We start from the raw sequence: 18649 nt of genomic DNA, 5'->3' as shown, positions 1-18649 counted from the left end.
TCAGTTCAAAAGAACGAACATTCGTTTTAAGGAGATGACGATGCTGCGGTCGCGTTCGCCCTGGACCCTCGCCGCCCTGCTCGCCGCGCTGGCGGTGGCCGTGCAGGCGCTGCTCGTACCCCTGTTCGCGGCGCCCGCCGCGCGGCTGGCGCCGCGCGACCTGCCGGTCGCCGTGGCCGGTCCGGCGCCGGCCGCCGCCGAGCTGTCCGGCCGGCTGGCCGCCGCCCGGCCCGGCGCCTTCGCGCTCCGCACGCTGCCGGACGCGGCGGCGGCCGACCGGGCGCTGCGCGACCGGCAGGTGTACGCCGCCTTCGTCCTCGGCCCCGACGGCCTCGCCCTGCACACCGCGCCGGCGGCCAGCCCGACCGTCGCCGCGCTGCTCACCGAGGCGTCGGCCCAGTTCGGGGGCGACCGTCCGGTGCCCGTGGTGCCGGTGGTGCCGGCCGCGCCGGACGACCCGCGTGGCGCCGGCTTCGCCGCGGGCTTCCTCCCGCTCGCGCTGACCAGCCTGCTGGTCGGGGTGCTGCTCACCCTGCTGGTGGCCGGCCGGCGGGCCCGACTGGCCGGGTTGGTCGGGTACGCGGTCCTGGCCGCCGGCGCCGGCACCCTCGTGCTGCACGACTGGTTGGGCGTGCTGGCCGGGGACCGGCTCCGGGAGGCCGCCGCGATCGGGCTGTTCGCGCTCGCCGCCGCCGCGACCGTGGCCGGCCTCGGCGCGCTGCTCGGCACCCCCGGCCTGGGCCTGGGTGCGCTGCTGGTCTTCCTGGTCGGCAACCCGCTCGCCGGGGTGGCCGCCGCGCCGGAGCTGCTGCCGCAGCCGTGGGGTGAGGTGGGGCAGTGGCTGCCGGTCGGTGCCGGCGCCACCCTGCTGCGCTCGGCGTCCTTCTTCGCCGGGGCCGGCGCCGGTCACGCCCTGGCCGTGCTGACCGGGTACGCGGTCGTCGGCCTCGCGCTGGTGGTGGCCGGGCGGCGGGCCCCGGTGGCCGTCGCCGCTCCCGCGCCGGTCCGCCCGCCGGCCGAGATCACGGTATGACGGCAGCTCGGCGGGCCGCCTACTACAAAGCGTCGTTGATGGGGGAGGATGGCCCGCGTGGAAGCTCTTCGACTCATCCTTCTCTACGTCCATCTGATCGGCTTCGCGCTGCTGCTCGGCGGCGGGATCGCCCAGTACGTCACCGGCCGGCTGCGGATCAACGCGGCCATGCTCTGGGGTGCGGTGATCCAGATCCTCACCGGTGTCGGCCTGTCCGCCCCGCTGCGGGACGGCGACGAGCCGGCGCCGGCAAAACTTGTTACCAAGTTGGTGCTCGCCCTGCTGATCTTCGTCATGGTCTTCTTCTCCCGTAAGCGGGAGTCGGTCAACCGGGGGCACTTCCTCGCGATCATCGGGTTGACGCTGGTCAACGCGGCGGTGGCGGTGTTCTGGCGGTAACCCGCCGAGCTGCGGAAACGGCCGCCGAAAAGGACGTTCCGGACGTCCGGCAGCCATCCGGCAAACGCGAGAAGTGATCTGGCCCACCCAAGGGTTACGTAGGGATAACAGGCGCTCAACAGTCGTGCACGATTGTCGGCCGGTGGGTGGGCGCGGGCGTACGCTCCCGTCCGTAACGTGGGACAGCCGGCGGCCGCATAGTGCAGGCCGGCTCAAGGGCTGCCACCGCACAAGCGCGGTGTGCAATGGGAAGGAGACGTCTTGCGCACTGTGCGTGGGATGCGGATCGCCTCCGCCTTCGTGGCGGGTGGGCTCGTGCTCGGCGCTGCCGCGTGCGGCGAGGCGCCGAAGGACGACAACGCCGGCAGCACCGGCGGCAAGAAGTACAACGCCTGCATGGTGACCGACGTCGGCGGCATCGACGACAAGTCGTTCAACACCTCGGCGTGGGCCGGCCTCAAGGAGGCCGAGAAGGCCAACGGGGACATCACCACCAAGTACGTCGCGTCGAAGGCCGAGGCGGACTACGAGGTCAACCTCAACGGCTACGTCAACCAGAAGTGCGACTTCATCCTGGCCGTCGGTGGCCTGATGGAGGGCGCGACCAAGAAGGCCGCGGAGACGCACAAGGACCAGCAGTTCGGCATCGTCGACGCCAACCCGGGTGTGGACAACATCTACCCGATGCAGTTCGACACCGCCCAGGCCGCCTTCCAGGCCGGCTACCTGGCGGCCGGGATGAGCAAGACCGGCAAGGTCGGCACCTACGGCGGTCTGCCGATCCCGCCGGTGACGATCTTCATGGACGGCTTCGCCGACGGCGTCGCGTACTACAACGAGGCCAAGGGCAAGAACGTCCAGGTCCTCGGTTGGAACAAGGACACCCAGAAGGGCTCCTTCACCAACGACTTCGGCAAGCAGGACGAGGGCAAGAAGGTCTCCGACACCCTGGTCGCCCAGGGCGCGGACATCATCATGCCGGTCGCCGGTGGCGCCGGCCTCGGCACCACCGCCGCGGCCCAGGCCTCCAACGGCAAGTACTCGGTCATCTGGGTGGACGCCGACGGCTGTGAGGCCACCCAGAACTGCCCGGTCATGCTGACCACGGTCGTCAAGAACATCAAGGACGCTGTGAAGGAGGCCGTACTCAAGGCCGCCGGTGGCGAGAAGCTCGAGGCCAAGCCCGGCTTCGTCGGCGACCTGGCCAACAACGGCGTCTCGATCGCCCCGTACCACGAGTTCGACAGCAAGGTCCCGGCCGAGCTGAAGGCCGAGGTCGAGAAGATCAAGGCGGACATCGCCGCCGGCACCATCAAGGTCACCTCGAAGGCCCAGCCGACCAAGTGACCGCTCCGCCGCCCCCCGCGATGGGATCATCAGCGAGGGCCGGCGGGCACCAGTTGTGACGATCCGGCCGCCCCGGCCCGCGCGGGAGACCTCGCGGCACCGGGGCGGCCGGTTCACCTTCCATTCCCCCAGCACCCACCCGTCGCGGTGGCCGGCGGAGCAGCCGCTACGCTGCACCATCCGCTCGCACTCCAGGAGGTTGCGCTGAGACTCGAACTGCGCGGCATCACCAAGCGGTTCGGTGATCTGGTCGCCAACGACCACATCGACCTGACGGTGGAGCCTGGAGAGATCCACGCCCTGCTCGGCGAGAACGGCGCCGGCAAGTCCACCCTGATGAACGTCCTGTACGGGCTCTACCAGCCCGACGAGGGCGAGATCCTGGTCGACGGCGCGCCGCTGAAGCTGAAGGGCCCGTCGGACGCGATCGCGGCCGGGATCGGCATGGTGCACCAGCACTTCATGCTGGTGCCGGTGTTCACCGTGGCGGAGAACGTCATGCTCGGCGCCGAGCAGGTCAAGGGCGGCATCGCCGGCTTCCTCGACCGCCGCCGGGCCCGCCGCGAGGTGGCCGAGGTCTCCGAGCGGTACAACCTGCGGGTCGACCCGGACGCGGTGATCGAGGACCTGCCGGTCGGCATCCAGCAACGGGTGGAGATCGTCAAGGCGCTCACCCGCGACGTCGACCTGCTGATCCTGGACGAGCCGACCGCGGTGCTCACCCCGCAGGAGACCGAGGAACTGCTGACGGTCATGCGGTCACTCAAGGCGGCCGGCAAGTCGATCGTCTTCATCACCCACAAGCTCGGCGAGGTCAAGGCCATCGCCGACCGGATCACCGTGATCCGGCGCGGGAAGACCGTCGGCACCGCCTCCCCCGACGCGAGCCGGGACGAGCTGGCCGCGCTGATGGTGGGCCGCAACGTGCGGCTGACCGTGGACAAGAAGCCGGCCACCCCGGGCAAGCCGATCCTGGAGCTCGCCGGGCTGGTCGTCGACGACGACCGGGGCGTACGCGCGGTGGACGGCATCGACCTCACCGTGCACGCGGGCGAGGTGCTCGGCGTCGCGGGCGTGCAGGGCAACGGCCAGACCGAGCTGATCGAGGCGATCATGGGCCTGCGCCCGGTGCTCGCCGGCACGGTCACGCTCGACGGCGCGGCCGTGCACGGCTGGCCCACCAAGAAGGTGCTCCGCGCCGGGGTCGGCTACGTGCCCGAGGACCGCAGCGTCGACGGCCTGGTCAAGGAGTTCTCCGTGGCGGAGAACCTGGTGCTGGACATCTACGACCGGCCGCCGTTCGGCAAGGGCCTGTCGCTGAAGCCGGACGCCATCGCAAAGTCGGCGAAGGAGCGGATCGAGCAGTTCGACGTCCGTACCTCGTCGGCGGACGCGGCGGTGGGCACGCTCTCCGGCGGCAACCAGCAGAAGGTGATCGTGGCCCGGGAGCTGTCCCGGCCGCTGAAGCTCTTCATCGCCGCCCAGCCCACCCGGGGCGTGGACGTCGGCTCGATCGAGTTCATCCACAGCCGGGTCATCCGGGAACGGGACATCGGCACCGCCGTCATGGTGGTCTCCAGTGAGCTGGACGAGGTGATCGGGCTGGCCGACCGGATCGCGGTGATGTACCGCGGCCGGATCATCGGCATCGTCGGCCCGGACACCCCCCGCGAGGAGATCGGCCTGCTGATGGCCGGCATCACCCCCGACTCGCCCGGCGACGCGGACGCGTCGACCGCGGGTGACGCGACCGACGCCGCCCCCGCCGGTGGCACCGGCCCGACCAGCGAGCCCGGCGACGTCCCGCCGGCCGCCGCGGGCCCAGGCAGCAAGGACGAGGCATGACGACGAATCCACCCGCGGGCTCGCCGGACAAGGAGCCGGCGACCGAGGCGCAGGCGGAGCAGAACGCGGTGGGCAACGCCGACCAGGCCACCGCCCCGACGGCCACCGCGCGGAAGCCCGACGAGGCCGAGGCGCGGCCCTCGCTGGGGCGTACCTTCCTGGAGAACCTCTGGGCGGCCAACACCGTCACGGTCACCGTGCTGGCGCTGGTGCTGGCGATGGCCATCGGCGCCATCCTGATCATCGTCTCCGACCCGGAGGTGCTGGCCACCTACGGCTACATCACCGCCCGGCCGGCGGACGCGCTGAACGCCAGCTGGTCGGTGGTCAGCGAGGCGTACGCGAACCTGTTCAAGGGCGCGGTCTTCGACCCGCAGGCCTTCTCCGACTGGCTCAACGGCGAGGCCGGCTGGCAGGCGGTGCTCGGGCCGCTCTCGGAGACACTCACCTACACCGCGCCGCTGGCGTTCACCGGCCTGTCGGTGGCGCTGGCGTTCCGCGGCGGCCTGTTCAACATCGGCGCCCAGGGCCAGGCCATCATCGGCGTCGTCCTCGCCGCGCTGGCCGGCTTCCTGCTGCCGCTGCCGCCGGTGCTGCACCTGCTGGTGGCCGTGCTCGCCGGTGCCGTCGGCGGCGCGCTCTGGGGTTTCATCCCGGGCATCCTCAAGGCGCGCACCGGCGCCCACGAGGTGATCAACACGATCATGCTCAACTACGTGGCGATCTACTTCCTGTCCTGGATCATCGTGCAGAGCTGGGTGCAGAATGCGGACCGCGCCGACGCCATCAGCCGGGCGGTGGACTCCTCCGCCCAGCTGCCCCGGCTGCTCGGCAGCGGGCTGCGGGTGCACGCCGGCATCCTGCTCGCGGTGCTGGCCACCTGGTTCGTGGCCTGGCTGCTCAACCGCTCCACGTTCGGCTTCGAACTGCGCGCGGTCGGCGCCAACCCGGACGCCGCCCGCACCGCGGGCATCAGCGTGACCCGGACGTACGTGCTGATCATGGTGATCGCCGGCGCGCTGGCCGGTCTCGGCGGCGCCAACATGGTGCTCGGCTCCACCGCCGACGCGCTCACCCCGCAGGTGGTCGCGCAGATCGGCTTCGACGGCATCCTGGTCGCCCTGCTCGGGCGGGTGAAGCCCTGGGGCGTGCTGCTGGCGGCGCTGCTCTTCGGGGCGCTGCAGGCCGGCGGCAACCGGATGCAGTCGTACTCGGGCATCTCGCTGGAGCTGGTCACCGTGCTCCAGGCGCTGATCGTCATCTTCATCGCCGCACCGGCCCTGGTAAAGGCGATCTTCCGGCTCCGGGCCGCGCGCGCGGCGCGGCTGCAGACGAGCCTGGCGAAGGGCTGGTGACCGATGTCCACCATGGCTGTCCCTGACATCGCCGTCGCCCCCGTGGAGACCGGCTTCTGGACCCGCGACCGCAAGGTCGGCGCGCTGCTGCTGGCCCTGGGTCTGCTCGCGGCCGGCCTGTTCGGCTCGCTCGCCACCGGCGAGCAGGCCCGGTTCACGCTCAGCGAGGACGCGGCCGGCGCCGCGCTGGAGATCAACGGCACGGTCGGCGCGATCCTGTTCGGGATCATCGGTGCGGCGGCCGGCGCCGCCCTGCTCGCCGGGGTGCCGAAGCGCTGGTTCACCCTGCTGCTCGGCGTCGGCATCCTCGGCTTCGTGCTGAGCTTCCTGTGCTGGCAGGTCTCCGCCGCCCCCGCCGGGCAGAACTTCATGCCGCTGGTCAACATCGTGCGGGGCACCTTCTTCCTGGCCCTACCGCTGATCTTCGGCGCGCTGGCCGGGGTGCTCTGCGAGCGCTCCGGCGTGGTCAACGTCGCGATCGAGGGCCAGCTGCTGATGGGCGCCTTCTCCGGCGCCCTGTTCGGCAGCATCACCGGCAACGTCTGGGTCGGGCTGGTCGCCGCGGCGATCGGCGGCGCGTTCATCTCGCTGCTGCTGGCCGTCTTCGCCATCCGTTACCTGGTAGACCAGGTGGTGATCGGCGTGGTGCTCAACCTGCTCGCGGTCGGCGTCACCGGCTTCCTCTACGAGCGGCTGATGCAGACCGACGCGCAGAAATACAACAGCGCGCCCCGGTTCGGCAGCTGGGACATTCCGCTGCTCAAGGACATCCCGGTGCTCGGGCCGGCACTGTTCCGCGGCAACATCTTCCTCTACCTGGGCCTGCTGCTGGTGCTGGTGATCCACATCGCGCTGTTCCGGACCCGGTGGGGCCTGCGGACCCGCTCGGTGGGTGAGCACCCGACCGCCGCCGACACCCTCGGCGTCCGGGTGCTGGCCGTGCGCTACCGCAACGTGCTGCTGGCCGGAGTGGTCGCCGGCATCGGTGGCGCCTCCTACACGCTGGCGCTCTACTCGTTCACCAAGAACATGATCGGCGGTAAGGGCTTCATCGCCCTGGCCGCGCTGATCTTCGGCCGGTGGAGCCCGACCGGGGCGCTGCTCGCGGCGCTCTTCTTCGGCTTCGCCGACCAGCTCGCCACGTATCTGGGCGCGATCGGCAGCAGCATCCCCAGCCAGTTCCTGGCCATGCTGCCGTACCTGGCGACGATCCTGGCGGTGGCCGGGCTGGTCGGTCGGGTGCGCGCCCCGGCCGCCGACGGCAAGCCGTACATCAAGGGCTGACGGTCCGCGACGCACGTGCCCGGCGGGATCGGACCCCGCCGGGCACCGTCGTCTCCGGGCCGCTGCCCGACCGATCAGCGTGAATTGGGCAGAATGGGAGACGTGATGGAGATCGACTGGGAGCGGCTGCGGGCCGCCGCCACCGAGGTGATGCGGCACGCGTACGTCCCGTACTCCAAGTTCCCGGTGGGGGCGGCGGCGCTGGTCGACGACGGTCGGGTGGTGGTCGGCTGCAACGTGGAGAACGCCGCGTACGGGGTGGTGCTCTGCGCCGAGTGCGGCGTGGTCTCCTCGCTGCACGCCACCGGCGGCGGCCGGATCGTCGCGCTCTCCTGCGTCGACGCCACCGGCGAGCCGCTGATGCCGTGCGGCCGGTGCCGGCAGCTGCTCTGGGAGCAGGGCGGCCCGGAATGCCTGATCGAGGCCAGGGGCGGCCCGCTGCGGATGGCCGAGCTGCTGCCGCACGCCTTCGACGTGGCCGACCTGGAGGCGGTGACCGGCGAGGCGCCGGTGCCGGTGGTGCCGGACCGGCTGGCCGCCTGGCGCGGCCGGGGCACCGTGTTCGTGCACCCCGACCTCTCCGCCGGGCAGCAGGTCTGGACGGCGTACTGGGAACGGTCGGCGGGCGACGACGCCGGGGCCGAGACCGGGGTGCTGGAGGAGGGGCCGAGCTGGGACGACCCGGCCGAGGCGATCACCTGGGGGCTGGCGCGGACGCCGCGGGTGGTGGTGGTGGACGCGTCGGGCACGATCTTCTGGGCCGGTGAGGGGGAGCCTCCGTTGGAGATCCCGGTTCGTTGGTCTGGTGCTTGAGCGTTGGGGCTCGGGCCGACCGTCCCCGGCTCCGGGCGGTCAGGCTTGATCCCTCCGCCGGGGACGGTCGGCCCGAGCCCGTCGTGGTCAGGACCGTCGGTCCGTGCGGCGATCGTGCCTGATGTTGATATCTGAGCTATTGATGGGAACTCGACGGTGAGTGGATTTGCGGCGGTTGATGTCATTCGGGCGAAGCGCGACGGGGGTGTGCTGAGCGACGCCCAGATCGACTGGGTGGTCGACGCGTACACCCGGGGGCTGGTGGCAGACGAGCAGATGGCCGCGCTGGCCATGGCGATCCTGCTGCGCGGCATGAGCGCGCAAGAGATCGCCCGGTGGACCGCCGCGATGATCGCCAGCGGCGAGCGGCTGGACCTGTCCCCGGTGTCCCGGCCGACCGTCGACAAGCACTCCACCGGCGGCGTCGGCGACAAGATCACCCTGCCGTTGACCCCGCTGGTCGCGGCCTGCGGTGCGGCGGTGCCGCAGCTGAGCGGTCGCGGCCTCGGGCACACCGGCGGCACGCTGGACAAGCTGGAGTCCGTGCCCGGCTGGCGGGCCGCGCTGAGCAACGTCGAGTTCATCGCCCAGCTGCGCGACGTGGGCGCGGTGATCTGCGCGGCCGGCGAGGGCCTCGCCCCGGCCGACCGCAAGCTGTACGCGCTGCGCGACGTCACCGGCACCGTCGAGGCGATCCCGCTGATCGCCAGCTCGATCATGAGCAAGAAGATCGCCGAGGGCACCGGGGCGCTGGTGCTCGACGTCAAGGTCGGCACCGGCGCCTTCATGAAGAACGTCGACGACGCCCGCGAGCTGGCCCGGACCATGGTCGAGCTGGGCGGCGCGCACGGCGTGCGGACGGTGGCCCTGCTCACCGACATGTCCACCCCGCTCGGCCTGACCATCGGCAACGCCGTCGAGGTGACCGAGTCGGTCGAGGTGCTGGCCGGCGGGGGACCGGCCGACGTGGTGGAGCTGACCCTGGCGCTGGCCCGGGAGATGCTGGCCGCGGCCGGCCTGCCGGACGCCGACCCGGCGGCGGCGCTGCGCGACGGGCGGGCCATGGACTCGTGGCGGCGGATGATCCGCGCCCAGGGCGGCGACCCGGACGCCCCGCTGCCGACCGCGCCCGAGGTCGAGGTCGTCCGGGCCGAGTCGGACGGCTTCGTCGCAGCGATCGACGCGTACGCCATGGGGGTGGCCGCCTGGCGGCTCGGCGCCGGCCGGGCCCGCAAGGAGGACCCGGTGAGCATCCCGGCCGGGGTGGTGCTGCACAAGCGCCCGGGCGACCCGGTACGCGCCGGCGACCCGCTCTACGAGCTGCGCGCCGAGGACGCCGGCCGGATCCCCGCCGCGCTTGCCGACGCGGCGCGCGCGGTCACCGTCGCGCCGGCCGCGCCGGAGCGCAAGCCCCTGGTCATCGAGCGGGTCGGCTGACCCGCCCGGCCGGCACCGGGCGCACCGGGGGCGGGCCGCCCGTACGCCATCAACGCGTGGCCCCACCGGCGGGTCGCGGGCGATGCGGGCGAGCAACGGCCGCCGCCCGGCGGCCTTCGGGCGGGTGGGCCGGGGTGCCCGGGGCGTTCGCCCGGCGGCCTTCGGGCGGGTGGGCCGGGGTGCCCCGGGCGTTCGCCCGGCGGCCCCGGTAGTACCCGGGGCGGGCTGCCGGTTGCCCCGGGAAGCCGCTATTCTCCCTGGCCAGGGGGACCGACCGGCGCCGCGCCGACGCGAGCAGACAGGACCGACCGTGCTAGTACCCGCCCCCGACCCGCGGGCCGTCCGTGAGGCGAGCCTGGAGGAACTCGTCCGGCTGGGCCTGCCGCTGCCGCCCGGCCAGTTCCCGCTGGTGTGGGAGCCGGGTGACGAGATCGAGCTGCGCCCGACCCGGGAGATCGAGGCCCGGATCGCGGTGTTGCAGCTGATCATGGCCCGCTGCTTCGGGATGCCACCGCAGGCGGCGGTGAACTGGTTGCTCCACTCGCACCTGATGGAGATGGTCACCCCGCCCGAGTGGGAGTTCGTGATGGGCGGCAAGGGCGACCATCGCTCGTTCGTGCTGCACCACGACGCGCTCTTCTCGCTGGCCTGGGTCCTCGGGCTGACCAAGCTGCTCGACCCGACGGTCCCGGTGGACGAGCGGTTGGTCGAGCGGCTGCCGAACATCGCCGCGGGGGAGACCTTCGACCACTGGCGGGCCCGGATCCTGGCCGCCCCGCAGCATCCCGCCGACGCCGCCGCCCTGCTCGACCTGCACTACTGCCTGGACTGGGCGTACCTGGAGCTGGAGGAGGCGGGCCGGCCGGTGCCCGGACTGGTCGACGCGAACGCCATCGGCCAGCGGCGGTGGGCGCTGGAGTGGGCGGTGATGCTGCGCGGGCCGTACCACGACGAGCCGCCGGGCTGGGAAGAGGTCGACCTCTCCACCTGACCGGCCCGGTGCCGGCCCGGGCGTGTCGCGGGCCGGGGCGCGACATCTCTTCGGCCGTGATACCTCACAGGTATTTTGATGACTCTGAGGTATCACGCTCGTTCCGCTGCCCGCTGCCCGCTGCCCGGTGCCCGGTGCCCGGCGGCCGATCCCCGAGGCCCTTGCTGGCCGCTCGGGCCCGCGGCGGTGTGTGCTGGGATGCTCCAGGCGGGCCGGGCTGGGCCGGGCCGGTCGACGGGGGCCAGGCGGGGGCGCGGCCGGTCGGGCGGGGGCGCGGTCAGCCGGTGGCGTGCGGGCGGTGCACGCCGAGCCGGACCGCGAGGGTCGCGGTGACCGGCTCGGGCAGCGCGGCGATCCGCTCGGCGAGCCGGGCCGGGTCGGCGTGCCAGGCGCTCGGGCCCATCCCGACCAGGGTGGCGACCTCGGTGCGGGTGAGGTCGAGCCGGGCCCGGTGCACGGTGGACGACTCCTCGGTGAAGTGCCCACCCAGGCTGCCGGCCACCCGGTCGGCCTTGGCCGGGTCGACCCGGAGCAGGTCGAGCGGGCCGACCAGTTCGGCGAGGTGCTCCCCGGCCGGGGTGACCACCAGCAGCGCGCCGGTCGGGTCGAGCACCCGGTGGAACTCCGCGCCGTTGCGCGGCGCGAAGACGTTGAGCAGGACCGTGGTGGACCCGTCGGCCAGCGGTAGGCGCTGCCACGTGTCGGCGAGCGCGGCGGCGGCCCGGGGGTGGGCCCGGGCCGCGCGGCGCAGCGCCGGCTTGGCGACGTCGAGCGCCAGCCCGACGGCGTCGGGGAGGGCCGCCAGCACCGCCGCCAGATACCAGCCGGTGCCCGCGCCGGCGTCCACCACCAGCGGATGCCCGCTCGACCCCGTGTTACCCGGCCGGTGCAGCACCTGCCGGGCGGCGTCGGCCAGGGCCGTGGCGACCGGGGCGTAGTGGCCGGCGGCGAGGAAGTCGGCGCGGGCCGCGACCATCTCCGCGCTGTCCCCGGCGTGCGGGGTCCGGCCGGCGAGCAGGTTGACGTACCCCTGGCGGGCGAAGTCGAAGCTGTGCCGGCGCGGGCAGCGCAGCGCCCGGGCGGTGCCGGCGGTGGCCTCGGCCAGCGGGTCGCCGCAGACCGGGCAGCGCAGGCGGTCCAGGATGCGCGGGTCCATGGTCAGCCCTCCGGCCAATGGGTCGGCGCCGCGGCGGGCCCGGTGCGCCGGGCGGCGAGGTGGTCGACCACCCGTTGGCTCAGCGCGCCGAGCGCCTCGATCTCCGCCGGGGTGAGCAGGTCGATCAGGTGCCGGCGGACGGCCGCGACGTGGCCGGGCGCGGCCGTCTCGACGGCCCGGCGGCCGGCCGGGGTGAGCGCGACGATCGAGCCACGGCCGTCGGTCGCGCACTCCAGCCGGGTGACCAGGCCGCGCTGTTGCATCCGGGAGATGTGGTGGGAGAGCCGGCTGCGCGACCAGAGCATCCGGTCGGCCAGCTCGCTGAGCCGCAGCCGCTGCTCCGGCGTCTCCGAGAGGTCGGAGAGCACGTCGTAGTCCGGCTCGGAGAGGCCGGCGTCCTGCATCAGCTCCCGGCCCAGCTCCAGGTCGAGCAGGCGGCGCATCCGGCGGTAGCCGCGCCAGGCGCGGTCCTCCCGCTCGTCCAGCCACCGTGGTCCCTCCATACCCCGATCCTAGCGGGGTGATTGACATGTCATCGACATGCGCCCTAGGTTGAATGACATGTCAACCAGCGAGCGGCTGTGGGAACTCTTCGGCGAGCGGGGGCGCGGCGTGCTGGTCACGCTGCGCCGGGACGGCCGCCCGCAGCTGTCGAACCTCGACTTCCTCGCCGAGCCGGGGCTGATCCGCTGCTCCACCACCGGCGACCGGGCGAAGGTGCGCAACCTGCGCCGCGACCCCCGGGCCAGCTTCCACGTCACCACCGCCGACGGCGGGGCGTACGCGGTGGCCGAGGGCACGGTGACGCTCACCCCGCCGGCCGCGGCGCCCGACGACGCCACGGTCGAGGAACTGGTCGAGGTCTACCGGCGGATCCGCGGCGAGCACCCGGACTGGGCGGATTACCGGGCGGTCATGGTGGCCGACGGCCGGCTGGTGCTCCGCCTCACCGTCGAGCGGGTCTACGGCTGGCGGCCGTGACCGACGGTCCCGGGCCGGACCCGGACCGCCGCTGACCAGGGGGTGGCCTAGGGTCTGAGCATGGTCGCAATCTCGTACGAGGACATCGTCAAGGTTCCGAAGGCGTTGCTGCACGATCACCTCGACGGTGGCCTCCGCCCCGCGACGATCGTCGAGCTGGCCGCGGAGGTCGGCCACGAACTGCCCACCACCGACGTGGCGGAGCTGGGCCGCTGGTTCGTCGAGGCGGCCAACTCCGGCTCGCTGGAGCGCTACCTGGAGACCTTCGCGCACACCGTCGCGGTGATGCAGACCCCCGACGCGCTGCGCCGGGTGGCCCGCGAGTGCGCCCTGGACCTGGCCACCGACGGGGTGGTCTACGCCGAGGTGCGGTTCGCCCCCGAGCAGCACCTGGAGCGGGACCTCTCACTGGACGAGGTGGTGGAGGCGGTGCTGGCCGGTTTCGTCGAAGGCAGCGAGCAGGCCGCCGCGCAGGGGCACCCGATCCGGGTCGGCACGCTGCTCACCGCCATGCGGCACGCGGCCCGCTCGCAGGAGATCGCCGAGCTCGCGGTCCGGCACCGGGACGCCGGGGTGGTCGGCTTCGACATCGCCGGCGCGGAGGCGGGTTTCCCGCCCACCCGGCACCTGGACGCGTTCGAATACCTCCAGCGGGAGAACTTCCACTTCACCATCCACGCCGGCGAGGCGTTCGGGCTGCCGTCGATCTGGCAGGCGATCCAGTGGTGCGGGGCGGACCGGCTCGGGCACGGGGTGCGGATCGTGGACGACGTCACCGCGGGTGATCCGCCGGTGCTCGGCCGGCTGGCCGCGTACGTGCGGGACAAGCGGATCCCGCTGGAGCTGTGCCCGTCGTCGAACGTGCAGACCGGTGCCGCCGCCTCGATCGCGGACCACCCGATCGGGCTGCTGCGCGACCTCCGGTTCCGGGTGACGGTCAACACCGACAACCGGCTGATGAGCGGGACCTCGATGTCCCGGGAGATGGCGCTGCTGGTGGAGGCCTTCGGCTATGGCTGGAAGGAACTCCAGTGGTTCACCATCAACGCGATGAAGAGCGCCTTCATCCCGTTCGACGAGCGCCTGAGGATCATCGACGAGGTGATCAAGCCGGCGTACGCCAAGCTGCTGACCTGATCAGTGCGGGCGCGGGTGGCCGGGCAGCAGCGCGGCCACCCGCCGGAGCACCTCGCGGGCCCGGGCCGCCTCGGCGCCCAGCCCGGTCTGCCGGGCCAGCACCGCCGGCTCCTCGCGCAGCAGCGCCACGCCGCGCCGGACCAGCACCCGGGGCGCCTTGCGCTGCTCGGTGAGGTCGCGGGCCAGGCGGCGGAGGAAGGTCGCCGCCCGGGGGCGCCGCAGCGCGTACGCCCCGGCGAGCAGTCCGCGGCGCTGGCACTCCGCCACGATCTCGGCGGCGAAGATCCCTTCGGCCATGAAAATCGGCGATCCGGTCACATCGAATGGCCGATTGGCCACCCGGCGGTCCGCGCCGATCGCATAAACCGGCACTTCGGTCTTGCCGTCGCGGGCGAGTCGGGCAATGGTTTCCACCGCCGCCTCGGCGTCCCAGGACAGGGGTGATTCCCAGTCCACGCGGCCGTTCCGACGTGGCAACGTAGGGTCATCGCCGTCCTTGTAGAAGTCGTCCAGGCACAGCACCGGAAGTCCGGTTCGTTGCGCGATGTACGACTTTCCGGAGCCGGATGGCCCGGCCAGTAGGACGACGCGGTGCGGGTGTTCCATTACTTTCGGTCACTCCGGCCAGACGGATTGCGAGCAAATTGCGTCAACATCTCACCACACCCGGAGAGAGGGACAACCTGGGCTTTCTCTTTGCGAGGCGGCGTGATGGAATCTCGGGGGTCCGACCCGCCGGGTCGGTCGCTGGGCGGTGCCCGAGGCAACGTTCGGCAGTTGTGATCGCGAGGGCGGTGACGTGAGCAAACGGCCAAAGACGGCGAGCTCCTTCCTGTCGCGGCTGCGTCGGCCGGCCGGCCGACTTCGCGACATGCCGATCTGGTCCAAGCTCGGTCTCATCATGATCGTGCCGACCATCGCCACGGTCGTCGTGGGCACCAGTGGTCTCGTCGACCACCTGGAGACGCTCAACAACGCGAACCGGGCCGGTGACCTGGCCAACCTCGCCAGCTACTCCGGTGACCTGGTCAACAGCCTCCAGGACGAGCGCACCGCGGCCGTCCTGTTCCTCGGCGCCGAGAAGGGGCAGGCCAAGGAGCAGTACCGCGAGGCGTACAACCGGGTCAACAGCCGGGTCGACCAGGCGAAGACGCCTTACTCCCAGCAGCGCCTCGAGATCGACAACCTGCCGGCGAGCTTCGAGAACCTCCTCGATCGGATCGACCAGAACCTCAAGGACCTCCCCGGCACCCGCAGCCAGGTCTACAACGGCCGGCTCCCGCTGACCGGGACGGTGCAGACGTACGAGGGCCTGATCAACGACCTGCTCGACATCCGCGACTCGGCCACCCAGCTCGCCGGGGACAACGACCTGAGCGAGCGGATGCGGGCCGCCGCGGCGACCGCCCGCGCCAAGGAGTTCCTCTCCCTGCGCCGGGTCGTGGTGCACCGCGCGCTGATCCAGGGCTCGCTCACCCCGGTCCTGCGCACCGACTACATCGCCACCAACACCGGCCAGCAGCAGGCCCTGCAGAGCTTCCGCGCGGTCGCCAACGACCAGGAGAAGGAGTTCTTCCAGCAGACCGTCTCCGGCTCCGACCAGCGCCAGGCCGACAGCTACAACGGCTGGATCAACGGCAAATACACCGAGAGCATGGCCGACGCGCCGTTCGGTCCGGACCAGTGGGACGCGGCCATGGTGGCCAACTCCCGGCTGATCCGCACCGTGGAGGCGAAGCTGGACGGCGACGTGGTCCGCCAGGCCGACGCGCTCCGTTCCGACGTGCAGCGCCAGGTGTTCCTGGAGACCGGCCTGCTGCTCAGCATGCTGCTGCTGGCCATCCTCTTCGCGTACCTGGTCGCCCGCTCGATGGCCCGCTCGCTGCGCGACCTGCGACAGGGTGCGCTCTCCATCGCCCAGTTCGGGTTGCCCCAGGCGGTGGCCCGGCTGCGCGACCCGCAGCTGGCCAGCCAGCACTCCCCGGCCCAGCTGGCGAACCAGATCGCCGAGCCGCTGCCGGTGCGGAGCAAGGACGAGTTCGGCCAGGTGACCGAGGCGTTCAACGCGGTCCACCTGGAGGCCGTGCGGACCGCGGCCGAGCAGGCCGCCCTGCGGTCGTCCGTCGCGACGATGTTCGTCAACCTCGCCCGCCGCTCGCAGATCCTGGTCGACCGGCTGATCGGTCACCTCGACCGGCTGGAGCGCGGCGAGGAGGACCCGGACCGGCTGGCCGAGCTGTTCCAGCTCGACCACCTGGCCACCCGGATGCGCCGCAACGACGAGAACCTGCTGGTGCTCGCCGGCGCCGACTCCACCCGCGTCCAGCGTGAGCCGGCCGCCCTGATCGACGTGCTCCGCGCCGCGCAGTCCGAGGTCGAGCACTACACCCGGATCGAGTTCGGCTCGATCGACCGGGACATCGAGGTGGCCGCGCACGCGGTCAACGACCTCGTGCACCTGGTCGCCGAGCTGTTCGACAACGCCACCGCCTTCTCCCCGCCGGACTCCCAGGTCATGGTCGAGGCCCGGCGGATCGGTGACCGCGCCACCCTCTACGTGGAGGACCGGGGCATCGGCGTCAGCGCCGAGCAGCTGCACGAGCTCAACGAGCGGCTCGCCACGCCGCCCCAGGTGGACGTGGCCGTCTCCCGGATGATGGGCCTGGTCGTGGTCGCCCGGCTGGCCTCCCGGCACGGCGTCAAGGTCGAGCTGAAGCCCGGCGTGGAGCGGGGCACGGTGGCCGAGGTCGGCCTGCCGGGCTCGGTGCTGGTGCCGCGGGCGCTCGCCGGCCGCGGGCAGCCCGGGGCGCTCCCGGCGGGCAGCCCGGCCCCGCAGTCGTCCGGCCCGGCCCCGGCCTTCGGCGCGCTCCAGGCACTCGGCAACCTGCCGGCCCACCCCACCTCGCCGCCGTCGGGCAACCAGCTCACGCTGGGCGGCCGGTCGGTCGAGCCGACCCCGCGCAACGGCGCACCGGCCTCCGCCGGGCCGCTGCCGGCCTGGTCCGACCTGACCGGCGCCAGCGGGACGACCGGCGGTGACACCTACGGGCCGCGCACCAACGGCAACGGCCAGTCGATCGACCCGCTGCCGCAGCGCCGCTCCGGCGACCCCGACCCGGCGGTCACCGGCCAGCTGCCGCCCATCCCGCGTCAGCTGCCCAGCAGCCCGGAGGCGCGGCCGTACGGCCCACCGCCGGTCTCGGCGCCGCCGGTTCCGCCGGTGTCCGCTCCGCCGGTGCCCGGCCTGCCGACGTCCGGTCAGCCGCTGCCCGGCCGGCCCGTCTCGGCGGCGCCGACGTCCGGTCAGCCGCTGCCCAGCCGTCCGGTGTCCGCGGCGCCGTCGTCCGGTCAGCCGCTCCCGACCCGGCCCGTCTCGGCGGCGCCGGCCGCCGGTCAGGCGCTGCCCAGCCGTCCGGTGTCGGCGGCGCCGACCGCCGGTCAGCCGCTGCCGACCCGCCCCGGCGCACCCGACTACGCCGCGGCCGGCCGGCCGGCCTCCGCGCCGCCGTCGCCCGCCCGCCCGTCGGCGACTCCGGCCACGCCGGCGCCGCCGGTGTGGCCGCCGGTCGCCAACCCGGAGCGCGAGGCAGCCGCTCCGCCGGTGCCCGAGCGGGTCGCCGCCAAGCTCGACATGGCCGCCGAGTCGCGCCCCGGCGCTCCGGCCACGGGCCGCCCGGCGGTGGCCGCCCCGGCCGGCGCCCGCCCGACCACGCCGCAGCAGGGTGCGAACCGGCAGCGGTACGCGGACGAGACGATGGAGCTGCCGATCTTCCGGGAGCTCGAGTCGGCCTGGTTCCGTACCCGCCGGCCGGGCCCGGAGGAGGCGGCCCAGGCCGCCGGTGGCAACGGCGCCCCGACGCAGCAGTTCGCCGCGGTCGACGCCACCGGCCGGCCCGTCCAGAAGACCGCAACCGGGACGACAGGTACGACACCGATGGCAAACACGCCGACGGGCGGAGGCGCGCCGCGGGCCACCGGCCCGAGCAACGGGGGTGTCCGTCCGGGCTTCGCCGAGAGCATGCCGACCCGGCGGCCGGGCCCCCCGCCCGGCGGATGGCAGACCGCCGCCGACGACGGCTGGCGGGCGGCCTCGGCGGCCAACGAGGTGCCGGTGGCCGAGACCACCCAGAAGGGCCTGCCGAAGCGCAAGCCGATGGCACAGTTGGTGCCCGGTGCCGTGGAGAAGCCCGCGGCGGCCGTGCAGAAGCGGACGCCGGAGGGCGTACGCGGCCTGTTGTCGGCCTACCATCGAGGTGTGCAGCGCGGCCGGACCAACCCGTCGGACAGCAACCCGACCAACCCGGAGGGGACTCCGGGTGGGCAGCAATCCTCGCAGTCTGGCTCAGGCCCGGTGGCCGGGAGCGGGCAGAAGGAGCAACAACGATGACAACTACGCAGGATCTCGGTTGGCTGCTGGCCAACTTCGCCGACCGGGTGCCCGGTGTGGCGCACGCGGTCGCCGTCTCCGCGGACGGTCTGCTCCTCGCGTCGTCACGAGACCTGCCGCGGGACCGGGCCGACCAGCTGGCCGCCATCGCGTCCGGCCTGGTCAGCCTCACGCAGGGCGCCGCCCGCTGCTTCGAGGGCGGCGCGGTGCTGCAGACCGTGGTCGAGATGGACAATGGCTTCCTGTTCCTGATGTCCATCTCGGACGGCTCCTCGTTCGCCGTGCTGGCCGCGCGCAGCTGCGACGTCGGCCAGGTCGGCTACGAGATGGCGCTGCTGGTGGACCGGGTGGGTGAGGCGCTGACGCCGGCGCCCCGCACGGCCGTGGGGATGATGGGCTGAACGTCGCGCTGACCGCCCGGTCAGCCGGAGCAACAACGACACAACGACGGGTTCCACCGGTGCGAGCCGGCACGGGGTACGAA

General features: G+C 73.1%; 16 protein-coding genes. 13 read left to right on the top strand and 3 right to left on the bottom strand.

What is annotated here, in order from left to right; genetic code table 11:
- The first annotated feature begins 40 nt into the window (after positions 1-40).
- The 9 genes from K7640_RS06670 to K7640_RS06630 all read left to right on the top strand — a co-directional run bounded on the left by K7640_RS06670 (position 41) and on the right by K7640_RS06630 (position 10504).
- A complete protein-coding gene (locus K7640_RS06670; RefSeq protein WP_222953833.1) occupies positions 41-1033 on the top strand; it encodes a hypothetical protein in 993 nt (330 codons plus the stop codon).
- A gap of 57 nt (positions 1034-1090) precedes the next feature.
- On the top strand, positions 1091-1432 hold the full coding sequence (locus K7640_RS06665) for a hypothetical protein (protein WP_222953832.1): 342 nt from the start codon (positions 1091-1093) through the stop codon (positions 1430-1432).
- A 279-nt stretch (positions 1433-1711) separates the two neighbouring features.
- Entirely contained in the window at positions 1712-2779 is a 1068-nt protein-coding gene (locus K7640_RS06660; RefSeq protein ID WP_222954322.1) for a BMP family protein, read from the top strand.
- A gap of 147 nt (positions 2780-2926) precedes the next feature.
- On the top strand, positions 2927-4624 hold the full coding sequence (locus tag K7640_RS06655) for an ABC transporter ATP-binding protein (RefSeq protein WP_308042477.1): 1698 nt from the start codon (positions 2927-2929) through the stop codon (positions 4622-4624).
- Positions 4621-5979, top strand: coding sequence for an ABC transporter permease (locus tag K7640_RS06650; RefSeq protein WP_222953831.1), 1359 nt, complete (start codon positions 4621-4623; stop codon positions 5977-5979). The genes K7640_RS06655 and K7640_RS06650 overlap by 4 nt, the downstream gene beginning before the upstream one ends.
- Positions 5980-5982: 3 nt before the next feature.
- Positions 5983-7263: an ABC transporter permease gene (locus K7640_RS06645; RefSeq protein ID WP_222953830.1), complete on the top strand. Its 1281-nt coding sequence runs from the start codon at positions 5983-5985 to the stop codon at positions 7261-7263.
- Between the two features lie 93 nt (positions 7264-7356).
- A complete protein-coding gene (locus K7640_RS06640; protein WP_222953829.1) occupies positions 7357-8076 on the top strand; it encodes a cytidine deaminase in 720 nt (239 codons plus the stop codon).
- 156 nt (positions 8077-8232) lie between these two features.
- Positions 8233-9513, top strand: coding sequence for a thymidine phosphorylase (locus K7640_RS06635; RefSeq protein WP_222953828.1), 1281 nt, complete (start codon positions 8233-8235; stop codon positions 9511-9513).
- A gap of 310 nt (positions 9514-9823) precedes the next feature.
- A complete protein-coding gene (locus K7640_RS06630) occupies positions 9824-10504 on the top strand; it encodes a DUF4272 domain-containing protein (RefSeq protein WP_222953827.1) in 681 nt (226 codons plus the stop codon).
- Positions 10505-10781: 277 nt separating this feature from the next.
- Here the strand turns inward: K7640_RS06630 and K7640_RS06625 are convergent, their stop codons facing one another.
- Positions 10782-11660, bottom strand: coding sequence for a putative RNA methyltransferase (locus tag K7640_RS06625; RefSeq protein WP_222953826.1), 879 nt, complete (start codon positions 11658-11660; stop codon positions 10782-10784).
- A 2-nt stretch (positions 11661-11662) separates the two neighbouring features.
- Entirely contained in the window at positions 11663-12163 is a 501-nt protein-coding gene (locus K7640_RS06620) for a MarR family winged helix-turn-helix transcriptional regulator (RefSeq protein WP_222953825.1), read from the bottom strand.
- 58 nt (positions 12164-12221) lie between these two features.
- Between K7640_RS06620 and K7640_RS06615 the strand changes: the two genes are divergently transcribed.
- On the top strand, positions 12222-12641 hold the full coding sequence (locus K7640_RS06615; protein WP_222953824.1) for a PPOX class F420-dependent oxidoreductase: 420 nt from the start codon (positions 12222-12224) through the stop codon (positions 12639-12641).
- A gap of 60 nt (positions 12642-12701) precedes the next feature.
- Positions 12702-13778 (top strand): adenosine deaminase, encoded by a 1077-nt coding sequence (locus tag K7640_RS06610; protein WP_222953823.1) that lies wholly within the window; start codon positions 12702-12704, stop codon positions 13776-13778.
- Here the strand turns inward: K7640_RS06610 and K7640_RS29995 are convergent, their stop codons facing one another.
- Entirely contained in the window at positions 13779-14075 is a 297-nt protein-coding gene (locus tag K7640_RS29995) for a hypothetical protein (protein ID WP_255608345.1), read from the bottom strand. It lies immediately after the preceding gene.
- 502 nt (positions 14076-14577) lie between these two features.
- On the opposite strand from K7640_RS29995, the gene K7640_RS06600 reads away from it, so the two are divergent.
- Complete coding sequence (locus K7640_RS06600; protein WP_222953821.1) at positions 14578-18165, top strand: sensor histidine kinase; 3588 nt, start codon at positions 14578-14580, stop codon at positions 18163-18165.
- Complete coding sequence (locus K7640_RS06595) at positions 18162-18566, top strand: roadblock/LC7 domain-containing protein (protein ID WP_222953820.1); 405 nt, start codon at positions 18162-18164, stop codon at positions 18564-18566. Before K7640_RS06600 ends, K7640_RS06595 begins: the two co-directional genes overlap by 4 nt.
- The last annotated feature ends 83 nt before the right edge of the window (positions 18567-18649 follow it).

It is taken from the genome of Micromonospora sp. PLK6-60, from assembly GCF_019890675.1.
In the GTDB taxonomy this organism is placed as follows: Bacteria; Actinomycetota; Actinomycetes; order Mycobacteriales; family Micromonosporaceae; genus Micromonospora.
The sequence above is the reverse complement of the archived record's forward strand: the minus strand, read 5'-3'. Positions and strand labels throughout refer to the sequence as shown.

Excerpts from the sequence above, each read along its gene's own strand:
- K7640_RS06670 (WP_222953833.1), top strand. The coding sequence starts at position 41 with ATGCTGCGGTCGCGTTCGCCCTGGACCCTCGCCGCCCTGCTCGCCGCG.
- K7640_RS06660 (WP_222954322.1), top strand. The coding sequence starts at position 1,712 with ATGCGGATCGCCTCCGCCTTCGTGGCGGGTGGGCTCGTGCTCGGCGCT.
- K7640_RS06650 (WP_222953831.1), top strand. The coding sequence starts at position 4,621 with ATGACGACGAATCCACCCGCGGGCTCGCCGGACAAGGAGCCGGCGACC.
- K7640_RS06645 (WP_222953830.1), top strand. The coding sequence starts at position 5,983 with ATGTCCACCATGGCTGTCCCTGACATCGCCGTCGCCCCCGTGGAGACC.
- K7640_RS06640 (WP_222953829.1), top strand. The coding sequence starts at position 7,357 with ATGGGAGACGTGATGGAGATCGACTGGGAGCGGCTGCGGGCCGCCGCC.
- K7640_RS06625 (WP_222953826.1), bottom strand. The coding sequence starts at position 11,660 with ATGGACCCGCGCATCCTGGACCGCCTGCGCTGCCCGGTCTGCGGCGAC.
- K7640_RS06620 (WP_222953825.1), bottom strand. The coding sequence starts at position 12,163 with ATGGAGGGACCACGGTGGCTGGACGAGCGGGAGGACCGCGCCTGGCGC.
- K7640_RS06615 (WP_222953824.1), top strand. The coding sequence starts at position 12,222 with ATGTCAACCAGCGAGCGGCTGTGGGAACTCTTCGGCGAGCGGGGGCGC.
- K7640_RS06610 (WP_222953823.1), top strand. The coding sequence starts at position 12,702 with ATGGTCGCAATCTCGTACGAGGACATCGTCAAGGTTCCGAAGGCGTTG.
- K7640_RS29995 (WP_255608345.1), bottom strand. The coding sequence starts at position 14,075 with ATGGCCGAAGGGATCTTCGCCGCCGAGATCGTGGCGGAGTGCCAGCGC.
- K7640_RS06595 (WP_222953820.1), top strand. The coding sequence starts at position 18,162 with ATGACAACTACGCAGGATCTCGGTTGGCTGCTGGCCAACTTCGCCGAC.